Annotated in this window: 15 protein-coding genes and 1 tRNA gene; 11 read left to right on the forward strand and 5 right to left on the reverse strand. The window is 59.2% G+C overall.

Features of this window, described 5'->3' with window-relative positions; genetic code table 11:
* Positions 1-232: 232 nt before the first annotated feature.
* The 3 genes from pntB to yqhD all read right to left on the reverse strand — a co-directional run bounded on the left by pntB (position 233) and on the right by yqhD (position 4,924).
* Positions 233-1,717: a Re/Si-specific NAD(P)(+) transhydrogenase subunit beta gene (pntB, locus tag BN1135_RS01415; protein WP_042018262.1), complete on the reverse strand. Its 1,485-nt coding sequence runs from the start codon at positions 1,715-1,717 to the stop codon at positions 233-235.
* 11 nt (positions 1,718-1,728) lie between these two features.
* Entirely contained in the window at positions 1,729-3,252 is a 1,524-nt protein-coding gene (locus BN1135_RS01420) for a Re/Si-specific NAD(P)(+) transhydrogenase subunit alpha (RefSeq protein ID WP_042018264.1), read from the reverse strand.
* Positions 3,253-3,760: 508 nt separating this feature from the next.
* A complete protein-coding gene (gene yqhD, locus BN1135_RS01425) occupies positions 3,761-4,924 on the reverse strand; it encodes an alcohol dehydrogenase (RefSeq protein ID WP_042018266.1) in 1,164 nt (387 codons plus the stop codon).
* A gap of 157 nt (positions 4,925-5,081) precedes the next feature.
* On the opposite strand from yqhD, the gene BN1135_RS01430 reads away from it, so the two are divergent.
* The 6 genes from BN1135_RS01430 to BN1135_RS01455 all read left to right on the forward strand — a co-directional run bounded on the left by BN1135_RS01430 (position 5,082) and on the right by BN1135_RS01455 (position 9,792).
* Entirely contained in the window at positions 5,082-5,984 is a 903-nt protein-coding gene (locus BN1135_RS01430) for an AraC family transcriptional regulator (RefSeq protein ID WP_042018267.1), read from the forward strand.
* A gap of 17 nt (positions 5,985-6,001) precedes the next feature.
* Positions 6,002-6,514, forward strand: a complete 513-nt coding sequence (locus tag BN1135_RS01435) for a lipocalin family protein (protein ID WP_042018268.1) — start codon at positions 6,002-6,004, stop codon at positions 6,512-6,514.
* Positions 6,515-7,041: 527 nt separating this feature from the next.
* Positions 7,042-7,746: a DUF969 domain-containing protein gene (locus BN1135_RS01440; RefSeq protein WP_223290085.1), complete on the forward strand. Its 705-nt coding sequence runs from the start codon at positions 7,042-7,044 to the stop codon at positions 7,744-7,746.
* Positions 7,746-8,669, forward strand: a complete 924-nt coding sequence (locus tag BN1135_RS01445) for a DUF979 domain-containing protein (RefSeq protein ID WP_042018269.1) — start codon at positions 7,746-7,748, stop codon at positions 8,667-8,669. Before BN1135_RS01440 ends, BN1135_RS01445 begins: the two co-directional genes overlap by 1 nt.
* A 17-nt stretch (positions 8,670-8,686) precedes the next feature.
* Positions 8,687-9,331: a pyroglutamyl-peptidase I gene (gene pcp, locus BN1135_RS01450; protein WP_042018270.1), complete on the forward strand. Its 645-nt coding sequence runs from the start codon at positions 8,687-8,689 to the stop codon at positions 9,329-9,331.
* Complete coding sequence (locus BN1135_RS01455; RefSeq protein ID WP_042018272.1) at positions 9,328-9,792, forward strand: gamma-glutamylcyclotransferase family protein; 465 nt, start codon at positions 9,328-9,330, stop codon at positions 9,790-9,792. Before pcp ends, BN1135_RS01455 begins: the two co-directional genes overlap by 4 nt.
* A 71-nt stretch (positions 9,793-9,863) precedes the next feature.
* Here BN1135_RS01455 and BN1135_RS01460 read toward each other — a convergent pair whose 3' ends face one another.
* Together BN1135_RS01460 and BN1135_RS01465 are read right to left on the reverse strand one after the other, a co-directional pair.
* Positions 9,864-11,756 (reverse strand): methyl-accepting chemotaxis protein, encoded by a 1,893-nt coding sequence (locus BN1135_RS01460; protein ID WP_042018275.1) that lies wholly within the window; start codon positions 11,754-11,756, stop codon positions 9,864-9,866.
* A gap of 321 nt (positions 11,757-12,077) precedes the next feature.
* Positions 12,078-12,154, reverse strand: a tRNA-Trp gene (locus BN1135_RS01465).
* A 201-nt stretch (positions 12,155-12,355) separates the two neighbouring features.
* Between BN1135_RS01465 and BN1135_RS01470 the strand changes: the two genes are divergently transcribed.
* From BN1135_RS01470 to BN1135_RS01485, 5 genes are all read left to right on the forward strand, one after another.
* Entirely contained in the window at positions 12,356-12,898 is a 543-nt protein-coding gene (locus BN1135_RS01470; RefSeq protein WP_042018276.1) for a hypothetical protein, read from the forward strand.
* Positions 12,899-12,996: 98 nt separating this feature from the next.
* Entirely contained in the window at positions 12,997-13,191 is a 195-nt protein-coding gene (locus BN1135_RS21935; protein ID WP_148140577.1) for a hypothetical protein, read from the forward strand.
* A complete protein-coding gene (gene pyrB, locus BN1135_RS01475) occupies positions 13,172-14,092 on the forward strand; it encodes an aspartate carbamoyltransferase (RefSeq protein ID WP_042018461.1) in 921 nt (306 codons plus the stop codon). Before BN1135_RS21935 ends, pyrB begins: the two co-directional genes overlap by 20 nt.
* Positions 14,093-14,107: 15 nt before the next feature.
* On the forward strand, positions 14,108-14,572 hold the full coding sequence (gene pyrI, locus BN1135_RS01480) for an aspartate carbamoyltransferase regulatory subunit (RefSeq protein WP_042018277.1): 465 nt from the start codon (positions 14,108-14,110) through the stop codon (positions 14,570-14,572).
* 200 nt (positions 14,573-14,772) lie between these two features.
* Positions 14,773-15,264 (forward strand): arginine repressor, encoded by a 492-nt coding sequence (locus BN1135_RS01485; protein WP_042018278.1) that lies wholly within the window; start codon positions 14,773-14,775, stop codon positions 15,262-15,264.
* The last annotated feature ends 164 nt before the right edge of the window (positions 15,265-15,428 follow it).

Genomic DNA, 15,428 nt, shown 5'->3' on the forward strand with positions numbered 1-15,428 from the left:
GGTGCCGGATTTTTTAATGCCGATGGTGCCCGCCTGAAACGACACTATGAGCGCCACTGGTGCTCGATATGAGCCCCCTGCCACCTCGTTACCCCTGAATACCCTTCTCACCAAGTCATGAGGCTGACAAATCACCCGCCAGTTAACCAACGGCCCATAAAAAATGCCAGTCAGCGTTAACTGACTGGCATCAAGGCCGAAGCCTGTTTGAGGTGCGATACCTGATGGGTGCTTACAGCGCCTTGAGGATCGCCTCGACGCTGGCCTTGGCATCGCCAAACAGCATCTGGGTATTCTCTTTGAAGAACAGCGGGTTCTGGACACCGGCATAGCCAGTGTTCATGGAGCGCTTGAAGCCGATAACGTTCTGCGCTTTCCACACTTCCAGTACCGGCATACCGGCGATCGGGCTGCCCGGATCTTCCATCGCGGCCGGGTTAACGGTGTCGTTGGCACCGATCACCAGCACGGTATCGGTATCGGTGAAGTCGTCGTTGATCTCGTCCATTTCCAGCACGATGTCATACGGGACTTTCGCTTCCGCCAGCAGCACGTTCATGTGGCCTGGCAGACGACCGGCAACCGGATGGATACCGAAACGCACCTTGATGCCGCGATCACGCAGCTTCTGGGTGATTTCAGCCACCGGATACTGGGCCTGCGCCACCGCCATGCCGTAGCCCGGGGTGATGATGACAGAGCTGGAGTTCTTCAGCAGGTCAGCCACTTCCTCGGCGCTGGTTTCGCGGTATTCACCCATCTCCTGATCAGCCGTGGAGGCCACGCCATCGGAGCCGAAGCCACCGGCGATGACGGAGATAAAGGAGCGGTTCATCGCCTTACACATGATGTAAGAGAGGATCGCACCGGAAGAACCTACCAGCGCACCCACCACGATCAGCAGGTCGTTGGAGAGCATGAAGCCCGCCGCCGCCGCCGCCCAACCGGAGTAGGAGTTGAGCATGGAGACCACTACCGGCATGTCGGCACCACCGATGGAGGCAACCAGATGCCAGCCGAAGGCGAAGGCGATCAGGGTCATCACCAGCAGAGCGAAGGTAGAACCGCCCGCGTTGACGAAGTAGACCATCAGCGCCAGAGAGGCGACTACCGCCAGCAGGTTCAGCTTGTGGCGGTGCGGCAGCATCAGCGGCTTGGAGGAGATCAGACCGCGCAGTTTGCCGAAGGCAACCACTGAACCGGTGAAGGTCACGGCACCGATGAAGACGCCCAGGAAGATCTCGACCAGGTGGATGTTCAGCATGGCGCCGGTGAGGTGCTCGACCTGGGCGACGCTGGCCGCCTGTTCGAACGCCGCACGGGCGGCTGCCAGTGTCGCATCCAGATTGGAACCGACGGAAACCACCACTTCAGCAGGGGCAGAGGGGTGCAGATCGATGAAGCTGTTGACGCCCACCAGCACCGCGGCCATACCGACGAAGCTGTGCAGCACGGCCACCAGCTCGGGCATCTCGGTCATCTCGACCTTGAGTGCCAGCCGCACGCCGATGGCACCGCCGATCACCATGGCCAGGATGATCCAGTGCACGCCACTGGTCTCCGGGTTGAATACGGTGGCGAGCAGGGCGATAGCCATACCCGCGATACCGAACAAGTTGCCATGCTTGGCCGTTTCTTGCTTCGACAGTCCCGCGAGACTGAGGATGAAGAGCACGGCGGCAACGATATAGGATGCTGTTACCAGTCCTTGAGACACGTTAAACCCCCTTAATCCTTACGGAACATCTTCAGCATGCGCTGGGTGACGGTGAAGCCACCAAAGATGTTGATACTGGCAATCAGCACAGCGACAAACGAGAGCGCAGTGACGAGCGTAGAACCCTGACCAATTTGCAACAGGGCACCGACCACGATAATGCCGGAGATGGCATTGGTGACCGACATCAGCGGCGTATGCAGGGAGTGGGAGACGTTCCACACCACGTAGTAACCGACCACACAGGCCAGAATAAATACGGTGAAGTGAGAGAGGAACGCGGCAGGTGCCACCGAGGCGATCCAGCCAAAGGCCGCGATGCCGAGGGCGCCAAACACAAACTTCTTGTTGGAAGGTTGCTTTGCTTCGGCCTTCTTGATCGGGGCTGCCACAGGTTTCTGCGGTGCGGCAGAGACAGCGATGGCGGGCGGCGGGAAGGTCACTTCACCGGCCTGGATCACCGTCATGTTGCGCTGAACCACGTCTTCGAAGTTGATGGCTACGTTGCCGTCCTTCTCCTTGCACATCAGCTTCATCAGGTTGACCAGGTTGGTACCGTAGAGCTGGGAGGATTGGGCAGGCAGACGACCCGGCAGATCGGTGTAACCGATCACCTTGACGCCGTTGGGGGTGACGAACAGCTCGGTCGGCTTGGTGTATTCACAGTTGCCGCCGGTTGCTGCAGCCAGATCCACGATGACGGAACCCGGCTTCATGCTGTCGACCATCTCCTTGGTGATCAGCTTGGGAGCCGGACGACCAGGGATCAGGGCGGTGGTGATGATGATGTCCACCTCTTTGGCCTGCTGGGCAAACAGCGCCATCTCGGCGGCGATGAACTCATCGGACATGACCTTGGCATAACCATCGCTGGATGCGCCGTCTTCGCCACCGAAGTCCAGCTTGAGGAATTCCCCACCCATGGATTCGATCTGCTCGGCTACTTCCAGACGGGTATCGAACGCACGCACGATGGCACCGAGGGAACCGGCAGTACCGATGGCAGCCAGACCGGCTACGCCGGCACCGATCACCAGCACCTTGGCAGGTGGCACTTTACCGGCTGCGGTGATTTGACCGGTAAAGAAGCGACCGAACTGGTGCGCAGCTTCAACCACGGCGCGATAGCCACCGATGTTGGCCATGGAGGAGAGGGCATCGAGGGACTGGGCACGGGAGATCCGCGGCACCATGTCCATCGCCATCACATTGATGTTGCGCTCGGACAGCTTCTTGACCAGCTCAGGGTTCTGGGCAGGCCAGATGAAGCTCACCAGAGTGGCACCATCTTTAATTTGTGCGATCTCGGCATCGGTCGGTGCATTGACCTTGAAGATAAGGTCGGCTTGCCAGACGCTCGGCACCACGCTGGCACCGGCAGCCTCGAAGGCGGCATCATCGAAGCTGGCCAACTGGCCTGCGCCGGACTCGATGGCGACCTCGAAGCCGAGCTTTTTCAGCTGCTCGACGGTAGCCGGGGTCGCTGCGACCCGGGTCTCACCGGCGAGACTCTCTCTCGGTATTCCAATCTGCATGACTATTCCCTGATGGTTAATAAACAATCGCTGCCCAGTGTCTCACTTCTGATGAAACAAGACATGACCAAAGTGCAGGTCCAGGGCTCTTTGTTATGAAAATCAGTAGGCTTTACCTCAACCTCCTGTCATGGTCAGGCCCCCCGCTTTTCAGGCGCGAAGGTGATTAGTATCAAATTTTGGAGTTTTATTACAACCGCAGTCCCGACGGCACTCGTACAGAATTCAGCCCATCCCAGGCTACGATTAAAAAAAACAAACCAAATTAGAGGCTTATACCAGTAAAAACGGCTGAAAAAAGTGATCCAACCAGTCAAAAAAAATGTTTTACCGGCCCTCTATCTTAGCGTTTTTTGTTCTTACGAAATCCGCTTTCGTCTCACTAATCGTATCGAAATGCCCAGAAGTAACATTTTCTCAACAAAAACGGGGCCACCTCGCCGCCAGATGGCGGGAGACGGCCCCGACAATTCAATCGTTTCACCCCTGTGGCGCCGATTGACGGCCCTTACCAGGCAGCTTGATAAATATGCTGGCTCTGCACCAGATCGATATCTCCGTGCTCGCCCAGACGGGTCATGCCGTGTTCACCCAGCTTGCCGATCAGGGTATCGATACCCAGATCTTTCAGACCATAGTCACGCAGTCGGGTCTTGACCCCCATCCGCTCGAAGAAGTCACGGGTGGCGGCGATGGCATCGTCGATGCGCTCAGCTTCGCTGCCGCTGCGCAGACCCCACACCCGCTCTGCATATTGCAGCAGCTTGGCATGCTTCTGTTTGCGCTTGGCCTGCAACAGAGCGGGCAGTACCGCCGCCAGGGTCTGGGCATGGTCGAGACCATGCAGGGCGGTCAGCTCGTGACCCAGCATGTGGGTGGCCCAATCCTGCGGCACACCGGCACCGATCAGACCGTTCAGCGCCATGGTGGCGCTCCACATGATGTTGGCGCGCACCTCGTAGTTTTGCGGCTCGGCCAGCGCCTTGGGGCCCTCTTCGATCAGGGTCAGCAGCAAGCCTTCGGCGAAGCGATCCTGCACCTTGGCATTGACCGGATAGGTGAGGTACTGCTCCACGGTATGAACGAAGGCATCCACCACCCCATTGGCCACCTGACGCTCGGGCAGGGTGTAAGTGAGCACCGGATCCAGCACGGCGAAGCGCGGCATTACGAACGGCGAGAAGAAATGCACCTTGTCGCCACTGCTGCGACGGGTGATGACGGCGCCCATGTTCATTTCGGAACCGGTCGCCGGCAGGGTCAGCACTGAACCCAGCGCAATGGCGGAGCGCACTTCGCTGCCGACGGTCTCGAGAATGTGCCAGGGCTCTTTGGCCAGATCGTAGTGCGCGGCAGCGGCGATAAACTTGGTGCCATCGAGCACGGAACCGCCGCCAACGGCGAGCAGGAAGTCGACCCGCTCGGCACGGGCAAGCTCAACGGCACCCATCAGGGTCTCGTAGGCCGGGTTGGGTTCGATACCGCCAAATTCAAACAGGGTCATGCCAGCCAGTTCGCTGCGGATCTGCTCCAGCAGGCCGCTGCGCACCACACTGCCACCGCCATAGGTGATCATGACGCGGGCATCGCTGGGGAGCTGCTCGCGCAACTGGGCGATCTGCCCTTGGCCGAACAGGATTTTGGTCGGGGTATGGAGCGTAAAGTTGTTCATCGACATTGCCTTCTTCTGATAGTCAGGGCGGCCAGGCCGCGAAATCGTGATTGCATTTTTCTCCAGAACCACCCTACCATCAAGACAACATCCTGCTTGATTCTTGCCTATTTCTACAAAGCAGCGAAAACCGGAACAGTTGAGTCAAAGAGCGCCCATGCACAACCGTTACAGCGACCTCGCCGCCAGAGTGACCCGCCACGTCACCGCCCCCGGCATCACCCCCTCCCCGGTGGAGCAGGTGAATTTCATCTATACCACCGAGTACCACGGCCGCACCCCGGTGCTCTACCAGCCGCGGATGATCGTGATCCTGCAGGGGCACAAGGTGGGTTATCTGGCGGATCAGGTGTTTCGCTACGACCCCAACCACTACCTGCTGATGACCTTGCCGCTGCCCTGCGAGTGCGAGTGTTTCGCCTCCCCCGAGCAGCCGCTTATCGGTTTTACCATCGAGATCAACATGGTCACCCTGCAAGAACTGCTGCTGGAGCTGGGAGATGCCCTGCCCGCTCCCGCCCCGCAGAAGAGCGGCGTCCTCTCGGTGCCCCTGTCGGAAGCGATGTTCTGCGCCGCCGAGCGGCTGATCGATCTGATGGACAACCCGCTGCACGCCAAGGTGCTGGGACCGCAGACGGTGCGCGAGATGCTGTTTCACGCCCTCATTGAGGGGGGTGGCCCCGCCTTGCAGGCGCTCGCCAATCGCCACAACCATGTGGGCCAGATCGCCCGGGTGCTGCGTATGATAGAGTCCCGTTATGCCGACAACCTCACCATGGAGGAGCTGGCGCGGGAGGTGAATATGAGCGTCTCCGCCTTTCACCACCACTTCAAGGCGGTCACCGCCACCTCGCCGCTGCAGTACATCAAGTCGTTTCGGCTGCACAAGGCGCGCATCATGATGCTGCACGACGGCATCAAGGCGGGCACTGCGGCGGCCAGAGTCGGTTACGAGAGCAACTCCCAGTTCAGCCGGGAGTACAAGCGCTTCTTCGGCAGCACGCCGACAGATCAGGCCTCCCGCTTTCGGGATGGCCAGCTGCGCATCATCGAGGGATAACTAGAGAGGGATTACCTATGCGTTCACTACTTTGCCTGTTCACCGCTTTGCTACTGACGGCCTGTACCGGGATTGCCGACGGCATCCGCCCCGTCACCGGCTTTCAGCTCGATCGCTATCTCGGCACCTGGTACGAAATTGCCCGCCTCGACCACAGCTTCGAGCGGGGGCTGGAGCAGGTGAGCGCCACCTACAGCCTGCGGGATGATGGCGGCGTCAAGGTACTCAACCGCGGCAAACAGAACGATGGCAGCTGGCGCGAAGCCGAGGGCAAGGCCTACTTCGTCGGCGACCCGGACGAGGCGCGGCTCAAGGTGAGCTTCTTCGGCCCCTTCTACGGCGGCTACAACGTCATCGACCTTGACCCCGACTACCAGCTCTCGCTGGTGACCAGCTACAACCACGACTACCTCTGGATCCTCTCCCGCTCCCCCAATCCGCCCAAAGCGAAGGTGGACGCGCTGATCGCCAAAGCCAAGGGGCTGGGCTTTGCCACCGACCAGCTGATTTGGGTCAAGCAGACCCCTTGAGTCCGAACGGGGAGCCCTGCTGGCTCCCCGTTTTTTGCAACCCCCCCCCGCCTTTGCCCCCATCCTTGCTGCAAACCGCTCCGATTCACCCCCTGCCTGACTGCTGCGCACTGCCGGTTTTGGTGCGTTGAATTGCCCTCTTCGGTCAACCCAGATTCATGACGACAGTGCGCACCACCTCATCACCCTATTAACAGCCTGTATATGACAGCACACCAACATATCGTCAGATTATTAACAGATACCTATCGATGAAAATGAAAAGACAACACCAGATATCGGCATAACCACTATTTTCACGGCCAGCCGAAATATATTCCCCCACCGCCAAACGGTGTCGCAGAAAGGGACTGACATGAGCCTTTTATATTCTCCTTACGCTTTAAATCTGCACAACAAACCAGCAAACAGACTTCAGAAAACCCCAAACGACGCCGCTTTAACTGATTAATTGTTGCCATCATTTTTGTTCGGTGATAAACAGCTAATCATTTAAAAATTACTCATAAATATTCAAATAGAGAGAGGTGGTCAATTTGGAATGGATTAAACTGAGCGGCATACTCATTATCTTGCTGGGTTTTTACTTCAGGCTCGATACCCTGGCCGTCGTGCTGGTCGCCGCCGTCACTACCGCCCTGGTCTCCGGTCTCTCCTTTACTGAATGCCTCTCCCTGCTGGGTGAAGCCTTCGTCTCCAACCGCATGGTGACGCTGTTTTTGCTGACCCTGCCGATGATCGGCATCTGCGAACGCTACGGCCTCAAACAGCAGGCGGTCACCCTGATCGAGCGGATCAAAAAGCTCACCCCGGGCAAGTTCATGACCCTCTATATGTTTATCCGCGAGCTGGCCGGTCTCTTCTCGGTGCGGGTACAGGGCCATACCCAATTTATTCGTCCGCTGGTCAACCCGATGACGCAGGCTGCCGCCAGCAAGGTACACGGGAAATTAAGTGAAGAGGACGAGGAATATATCAAAGCGCGGGTGTCAGCCACCGAAAATTACGGCAACTTCTTTGCCCAAAATACCTTCGTCGCCTCCGCCGGGGTATTGCTGATTGTCGGCACTTTCGACTCGCTGGGATATAACGTCTCCGCCGTCGATATTGCCAAGGCATCCATGCCGATTGCCATCATAGCTCTGTTTATGGTCGCCGCCTCCAATATGTGGTACGACCGTCAGATGGCCAAAAAATATGCATCGAGCAATAGCAAGGGAGGTCAACAGTAATGGCTGCACTCATCCCCAATATGCTCGAATTCTTCTATGTGCTGATCGGCGTCATTCTCTTTAGCAGCGCCTGGCGCGTCCTGCGTGATGGCAACCACCCGGCACGAGTCGGCACCGCGCTGTTCTGGACCATCCTCGGGGTGCTGTTCGCCTTCGGCAGCTATATCCCCAGCATGATTAACGGGATACTGATCCTCGCCATGGGGGTCATCACCCTGCTAAAGCAGGTGAAGATCGGCAAGCTGGAGCAGGCGAGCGAAGAGGAGTCCCAGCGCCATGCCAACCGCATCGGCAACCGGATCTTCTTGCCCTGCGTATTGCTGGCCCTGCTGGCGGTGGTAATCGCCCAGTTCACCCCCCTCGGCGGTCAGGTCGGTATCGGTCTGGCGGCGGTGATCGCCTTCGTCATCACTGTGCTGCTGACCCGCGCCACACCTTCCACCGTGGTGGGAGACTCCGACCGGATGATCCAGCAGGTGGGAATCACCGGCATCCTGCCCCAGTTGCTGGCCGCCCTCGGGGTGATCTTCAACAAGTCCGGGGTCGGTGACGTCATCTCGCAGGGGATCTCCACCGTGGTCCCTATGGGCAGCCCCTTCATCGGGGTAGTGGCCTACTGCCTCGGGATGATGGTCTTCACCATGATCATGGGCAACGCCTACGCCGCCTTCACCGTCATCACCGCCGGGATCGGCATTCCCTTCGTGGTCGCGCAAGGAGGTGATCCGGTGATCGCCGGTGCGCTGGCCATGACTGCCGGTTTCTGCGGCACCCTGATGACTCCCATGGCCGCCAACTTCAACGCCCTGCCCGCTGCCTTGCTGGAGATGAAAGATCTCAACAAGGTGATCAAGGTGCAGGTGCCGATGGCACTGACCCTGGTGCTGATCCATATCGCCCTCATGTACTACTGGGCATTTTGAGAATTCGGGAGACGATGATGAAAGTTCTGATTACCGGTTTTGACCCCTTCGGCGGCGAGCCCATCAACCCGGCCTGGGAGGCAGTAAAGCGCCTGCCCGACACCATTCTGGATGCCACCGTGATCAAGGCCCAGATCCCCACCGTATTCGGCAAGTCGGCCACCCTGCTGGCGGAGCTGATGCACCAGCACCAGCCGGATGTGGTGATCAACGTCGGTCAGGCGGGTGGTCGCTTCGCCATTACCCCGGAGCGGGTCGCCATCAACCTCGACGACGCCCGCATCCCCGACAACGAGCAGCAGCAGCCCATCGATGAAGTGATTCAGACCGATGGCGCACCGGCCTACTTCTCCCGCCTGCCCATCAAGGGGATGGTGCAGCGCATCAAGGAGAACGGTATTCCGGCAGCGGTCTCCAACACCGCGGGCACCTTCGTCTGCAACCACATCATGTACCAGCTGCACTACCTGATCGAACAGCAGTTCCCGGCGGTGCGCGGCGGCTTTATCCACGTCCCCTACATCACCGAACAGGTGGCGGACAAGGTGAACCAGCCCTGCCTCGCCATGAGCGACATCACCCGTGCGCTGGCGCTGGCGATCGAGGCAGTGGTGCTGCAGCAGGATGGCGACCTCAAGGTCGTGGGTGGCGAGATTTCATGACGCTTTGCCAGCCACGCCCGCTGTTTGTCTACGGCAGTCTGATGGACGGGCTCTTCAACTACCGGCGCTATCTGGCTGGTCATGTTAGCCAGCCGCCACGGCGCGCCCGGGTGCGCGGCGCCCTCTATCACCTGCAGCACAAGGGCTATCCGGCCCTGTTGCAGGGGGAGGACTGGGTCTATGGCGAGCTGTTTATGCTGGACGACTTCCCCGCCGCCATCGCGGCGCTCGACGAGATGGAGAACTTCCACGGCGAGGATGATCCGCAGAGCGAATATCTGCGCCAGCTGGTCGAGGTAGAGATCTTCGACCCGCAGCAAGGGCGCTATGTCGGTCAGCAGCTGGCCTACCACTACCGCTACGTGGTGCAGCACGACCCCCAGTGGCAGCAGGGCAAACACTATCTGCCCGACGGCAACTGGCGCGCCTTCCATCTGGCGCAGCTGGAGAGCGCCGCCTGACGGCCACCGGCAATAAATAAACAAGGGGCAGCCCGCGGGCTGCCCTTTCTGTTGCTGAAGTGGCGGGATGATCAGAGCCGGAAGCGGCCAATCTCCTGCTCCAGTCGCTCGGTCAGTGACTTGAGTTCGGCTGCCTGCGCCGCCTCGTTGCCCGCCTGCTCGGCCAGCTCTTGCGAGACGTGGCGGATATTCTCGGTATTGCGGCTGATCTCGCCGGTCACCGAGGTCTGCTCCTCGGCCGCCGCCGCGATCTGGGTCGCCATATCGCTGATGGAACCGATCGCCTCGTTGATCCGGCCAAGGCTCTGGTTGGCCGCTTCCGCATCCTCCACGCTGGTGCCCGCCAGCTGGCGGCTGGTCTCCATGCCACCCACGGCGCGACGGGTCGTCTGCTGCAGGGTTTCGATCATCTGCTGGATCTCGTCGGTGGAGTCGTGGGTGCGACGCGACAGCACCCGCACCTCGTCCGCTACCACCGCAAAGCCACGGCCCTGCTCACCGGCCCGGGCCGCTTCGATGGCGGCGTTGAGCGCCAGCAGGTTGGTCTGCTCGGCGATGCCGCTGATGGTGGCCAGAATGCCGCTGATCTTCTGGGCATGGCTGTCGAGCTCGTTGATCACCTGACTGGCATCGGCCACTTCGTCCGCCAGACCGGTAATACTGCGCTGACTCTGACCAACCTGGGATTGGCCGGCGACCGCCAGTGCGACCGCATCGGTGGCGGTGGTGGCAGCAAACTCGGCGTTACCGGCGATCTCCTGGGTAGCGGAAGCCATCTCGGTCACCGCGGTCGCCACCATTACGATCTCGTCCTGCTGCTGGCGCACCCGCTGACTGCGAGCCTGCGCCCCGGCCGCCTGGACACGGGACTGTGCCGCCAGCTCGACGGTCACATCCCGCAGCCGGCTGACGATACCGTGCAGCCGCGCCACAAACTGGTTGAAGTTCTGGGCCAACTGACCCACCTCATCCTTGCTGTGGGTGTTGATGTGAACGGTGAGATCCCCCTCGCCGTGGGCAATGTCGTGCAGGGCGTGCGCGACCCGGCCGAGATCGGCGAACAGGTATTTGAAGGTAGCAGTGAGCAGGGCACTGAACACCAGCATCAGCACCAGCGTCAGCCCCACCAGCTGCCACAGCAGGTTGCTGAGCGGCGCCTCCAGCACATCGCGATACATCACCATGGCCAGCAGCCAGTCGGTGCCCGCTACCGGTTGTACCGCCAGCAGCACATCCCGCCCGTCGAGGGTGGCGGCGTGCAGCTCGCTGTTCTCGCGACCCCACTGCTGGAAGGTGGCGGCAGAGAGTCCCGGCGCCAGCTCGGCGATGGGCTTGAGCGCCAGATCCTTCTGTGGATGGCCGACGATGAGGCCGCTGCTGTCGAGCAGCATGGCGTAGCCCTCACCCTGCACCTTCATCGCCAACACTTCATCGATCAACTTGTCGAGCGCCAGATTGGCCCCCACGGCACCGACCAGCTCGCCCTGATGGCGCACTGGTTCGGAGAGGGTGACCACCAGCTTCTGCATGGTGACGCTGACATAGGGGGCGGTGACGATCAGCTGCCCCGCCTTCACCGCATCCTGATACCAGGGGCGCTCGCGCGGGTCATAGTTGCCGGTGTTGAGGGAGGGGTCCTGCCGGGTCATCACCCCCTGCGCGGAACCGAAATAGGTAAGACCAAAGCTGCCGGAGGTATAGGCCTGCTTCAGGTGTGGCACCAGCTCGGCTTGGGGGTTGTCGCTGATCAGGTTCACCAGCGCATGGACCGTGTTCTTGCGATCCGCCATCCAGTCGCCGATCGCCACCGAGTAAGCGTGACCATAGTTGACCGCCTCGCTCTGAATGGCGCTCATGGTGCGGGATTTGAGGGTGTGAAAGGCAACGATGCCGAGCAGTGATGCCATCAGCAGCACCACGCCAAGACTGGTGGCCAGCAGCTTGCCGCGCAAAGAGAGGGTCATGACGACGAATCCTTGTTGTTGTGTCAGGCAGGGAAAACCCCGTGAGATCTGGGCTATCGGCCGCAATATGAACAGACTTTAGTGAATCTGTATATTTTTACATCTATCAACAACAGGAACCGCTGCAAGCTGTAGGGAGATCACTATTCCATGCTATTCAGTGCCGAATAAGTGCCGAAGTAATTAGATCGAAGGGCAAAGGCCATACCCCGCGAACCACTGGGGCCAGGGAAAATGATGGATAACAAAGAGGGGCAACAGCACAGGAGGGAAATACCAGAAATGCGAAAGGCCAGCTCAATGAGCTGGCCTTTCTGAAAATGGCAGGGGCGGCAGGACTCGAACCCGCAACCATCGGTTTTGGAGACCGCTGTTCTACCAATTGGAACTACGCCCCTGCAACAAACGAGGCGAATTATACAAAGTGAGGGTCAAAGGTAAAGGCTTTTTTTACTCTTTTAGTGTGATTGAACAATTCCCGAACAGGCTGCGGCTATTTGTGCAGCAAACCAGGATAACTTGCTGTATTTGCAGCCCTGCCGGGGTAGGAATGGGACATAAATGGGGGTAGGGTGAAATCAGGTACCGGGAGGCCACTTATGCTCAATTACCGATTGCTCCAACAACTGGCGCCCCTCAACTTCAGGGATGAGCGCAAGACAGAGTCCCTGCCCGCCTATCTTGAACGGGTCGCGCCGCTGGTGCCCTTTATTCCTGAAAATGTGCTCTCCCAGTGGATTTACCGTCATTGGCGCGGTTTTGAGTCCAACTGGAGCTTTATCGATCTCGCCAGCCATCAGTTCAGCTGCGAAAGCTGGCCCACCGCGCAACTGGTGGATCAGGTGGGCTCCCGCCATATGGAGGTGATCGAGCGCTGGGGCGAGATGCTGCGCAGCAACCGCTATGTGCGCCGCTCCTGGCTCGGCGAGAAGATGCTGAGCGAAGGCAGCTGGCCCGAACCTGTCATCGTGCTGGCGCCAGCAGAGGGGAGCAGTTACCCGAACGGGCAACCGCTGCCGCAACCCTACTGCCTGCTGGAAGGGCACCACAGACTCGGTTATTTGCGCGCCATGGCCCGCGATGGGGAATCGCTGCAAGAGACGCACAGGGTGTGGATTTGTCGTCCTGTTCCCGCCACTTAAACGTTTTTCATGCTGAAATTGGCATCAGAAATAAAATTTTGACAATTAAAAAAGCGGCCCTATAATCTGTCCGGTTTAAAAAAGGTCGGGACGAGACGATGCAGTTTTTGATTCAGAAAACAGCCTTGCAGACGGGTGGTGCGCACCAGAGCGGCCCCGTTGTTTTCGGTTCCCACCCCAAGGATCCCCAGTTATTTTTAAAAAAAGCCCCTGTTTCAGGGGCTTTTTTTTGTGCCCGAAAAACCTCCAATGATGTCAAAGGGAATGCAGACGATGACCAATCCACTCTATAAGAAACATGTCATCTCCATTTCGGACCTGACCCGGTCAGAAATGGAACTGGTAGTCTCAACCGCACAACGGTTGAAGGCTGAACCTGACACCAGCCTGTTGAAAGACAAGCTGGTTGCCAGCTGCTTCTTCGAAGCCTCCACCCGCACCCGCCTCTCGTTCGAGACCGCGGTACAGCGCCTCGGCGGCAACATCATCGGCTTCGCCGACGGTGGCAACACCAGTGCCAAGAAAGGCGAGACGCTGGCTGACTCCATCAAGATCATCGGCTCCTACTCGGATGCGGTGGTGATGCGCCATCCGCAAGAGGGCGCAGCCCGTCTGGCCTCCGAGTTCTCCCGGGTGCCGGTGATCAACGGCGGCGACGGCTCCAACCAGCATCCGAGCCAGACCCTGCTCGACCTGTTCACTATCCATGAGACCCAGGGTCGTCTGGACAACCTCAACGTCGCCTTCGTCGGTGACCTGAAATATGGCCGCACCGTGCACTCGCTGGCTCAGGCCCTCAGCCTGTTCAACTGCCGCTTCTTCTTCATCTCCCCGGAAGCGCTGGCGATGCCGGACTACATCTGCGAAGAGCTGGAAGAGAAAGGCATCCAGTTCAGCGTCCACCAGACCATGGAAGAGGTGATGCCGGAGCTGGACATCCTCTACATGACCCGCGTCCAGAAAGAGCGCTTCGACGAGACCGAATACAAGCACATGGCTGCCAAGTTCATTCTGGAGCTGGCGACTCTGGAAGGAGCCAAGCCCACCATGAAGATCCTGCATCCCCTGCCCCGCGTCGACGAGATCGATGTGGCGGTCGACAAGACCCCCCACGCTTGCTACTTCCAGCAGGCAGAGAACGGGGTCTATGCACGCCAGGCGCTGCTGGCACTGGTACTGAACGAAACTGTCTGAGCTTAGGGGAATATCATGTCTGACAAGAACCAACTGCAAGTCGAAGCCATCCGTCACGGCTCCGTCATCGATCACATCCCCGCTGGCCAGGGCATCAAGATCCTCAAGCTGTTCCAGCTGGTCGAAACCCAGGAGCGGATCACCGTCGGCTTCAACCTGAAATCCGGCGCGCTCGGCAAGAAGGATCTCATCAAGATCGAGAATACCCGCCTGACCGAGCAACAGGCCAACCAACTGGCGCTGTTCGCCCCGAAAGCGACCGTCAACATCATCGAAGAGTTCAATGTGGTGAAGAAGCACCAGCTGGAGCTGCCGGAGTTCATCACCGGGGTGTTCCACTGCCCCAACTCCAACTGCATCTCCCACAACGAGCCGGTGGACAGCTACTTCCGGGTGCGCGAAGTGAAAGGCGTGGTGCGGATGAAGTGCAAATATTGCGAGAAGTCCTTCACTCAGGACATCGTCAGCGAGCGTTACTGATATCTGATTGGGCCCTGCGGGGCCCATCTTTGAACCCTGTCACATCACCGAATTTCCAGTCAGCTATAATTTGCCATCCCAAGATGGTAATGCCCGCTCATTCCCTGCATATAGATGGATTATCAGTGTTTTTGGCTGATAACTGACAGCTATGACAGATATCGCGCGTTTACCTCCGGTCATCATCAAAGGAATTCGCCGTGGTCAAAACTCTCAGTCGTCCCGTTGCCCAAGAGCCCGATCTGGCCCAGCTGGATGCCTGTCGCCAGATCATCGGTCAGCACTGCTACAGCACTCAGGAAGAGATCCGCCACCAGCTGTCAGAGCGCGGTTTTGCCGACATCAGCCAGTCCACCATCTCCCGCCTGCTACGCCGCCTCGGCGTCGCCAAGGCCCAAAATGCCAATGGCAAGAAGGTCTACACCCTGGTGGACGATCAACTGGAGCCCGCTGGCAGTACCCGCTCGATCCACGACATGGTGCGCGACGTGGTACACAACCAGCAGATGGTGCTGATCCTCACCACCCCGGGCGCCGCCACCGTAGTGGCCCGTCTGCTGGATCGCAACGCCAATCCCGAGATCATGGGGGCCGTCGCCGGCAACGACGTGGTGCTGGTCGCACCGCGCCATATCAGCCGCACCCGTCAGGCCCACGCCGCCGTGGTACGTACCCTGGCGCAAGCACGCTAAACCAGTCATCCGGTCAGGCGACCCGCTTTCACCTTGTCATTCAAACATGCAACGCCATCTTGATACCCTGGTGGCGGCTCGCATCCCCCATCAACAGGGATACAAAATTGCACCGTAGCCTGAAGCCAATCCTGCGGAGTAATGGCGCTAGCGGCCCATAAAAA

The sequence above is a fragment of the Aeromonas sobria genome, assembly GCF_000820145.1.
Classification (GTDB): Bacteria; Pseudomonadota; Gammaproteobacteria; order Enterobacterales; family Aeromonadaceae; genus Aeromonas; species Aeromonas sobria.

Coding starts and splice junctions, on each gene's coding strand:
- BN1135_RS01430 (WP_042018267.1), top strand. CDS start 5,082: ATGCACAACCGTTACAGCGACCTCGCCGCCAGAGTGACCCGCCACGTC.
- BN1135_RS01445 (WP_042018269.1), top strand. CDS start 7,746: ATGGCTGCACTCATCCCCAATATGCTCGAATTCTTCTATGTGCTGATC.
- pcp (WP_042018270.1), top strand. CDS start 8,687: ATGAAAGTTCTGATTACCGGTTTTGACCCCTTCGGCGGCGAGCCCATC.
- BN1135_RS01455 (WP_042018272.1), top strand. CDS start 9,328: ATGACGCTTTGCCAGCCACGCCCGCTGTTTGTCTACGGCAGTCTGATG.
- BN1135_RS21935 (WP_148140577.1), top strand. CDS start 12,997: ATGCAGTTTTTGATTCAGAAAACAGCCTTGCAGACGGGTGGTGCGCAC.
- BN1135_RS01460 (WP_042018275.1), bottom strand. CDS start 11,756: ATGACCCTCTCTTTGCGCGGCAAGCTGCTGGCCACCAGTCTTGGCGTG.
- BN1135_RS01470 (WP_042018276.1), top strand. CDS start 12,356: ATGCTCAATTACCGATTGCTCCAACAACTGGCGCCCCTCAACTTCAGG.
- BN1135_RS01420 (WP_042018264.1), bottom strand. CDS start 3,252: ATGCAGATTGGAATACCGAGAGAGAGTCTCGCCGGTGAGACCCGGGTC.
- pyrI (WP_042018277.1), top strand. CDS start 14,108: ATGTCTGACAAGAACCAACTGCAAGTCGAAGCCATCCGTCACGGCTCC.
- BN1135_RS01435 (WP_042018268.1), top strand. CDS start 6,002: ATGCGTTCACTACTTTGCCTGTTCACCGCTTTGCTACTGACGGCCTGT.
- yqhD (WP_042018266.1), bottom strand. CDS start 4,924: ATGAACAACTTTACGCTCCATACCCCGACCAAAATCCTGTTCGGCCAA.
- pyrB (WP_042018461.1), top strand. CDS start 13,172: ATGACCAATCCACTCTATAAGAAACATGTCATCTCCATTTCGGACCTG.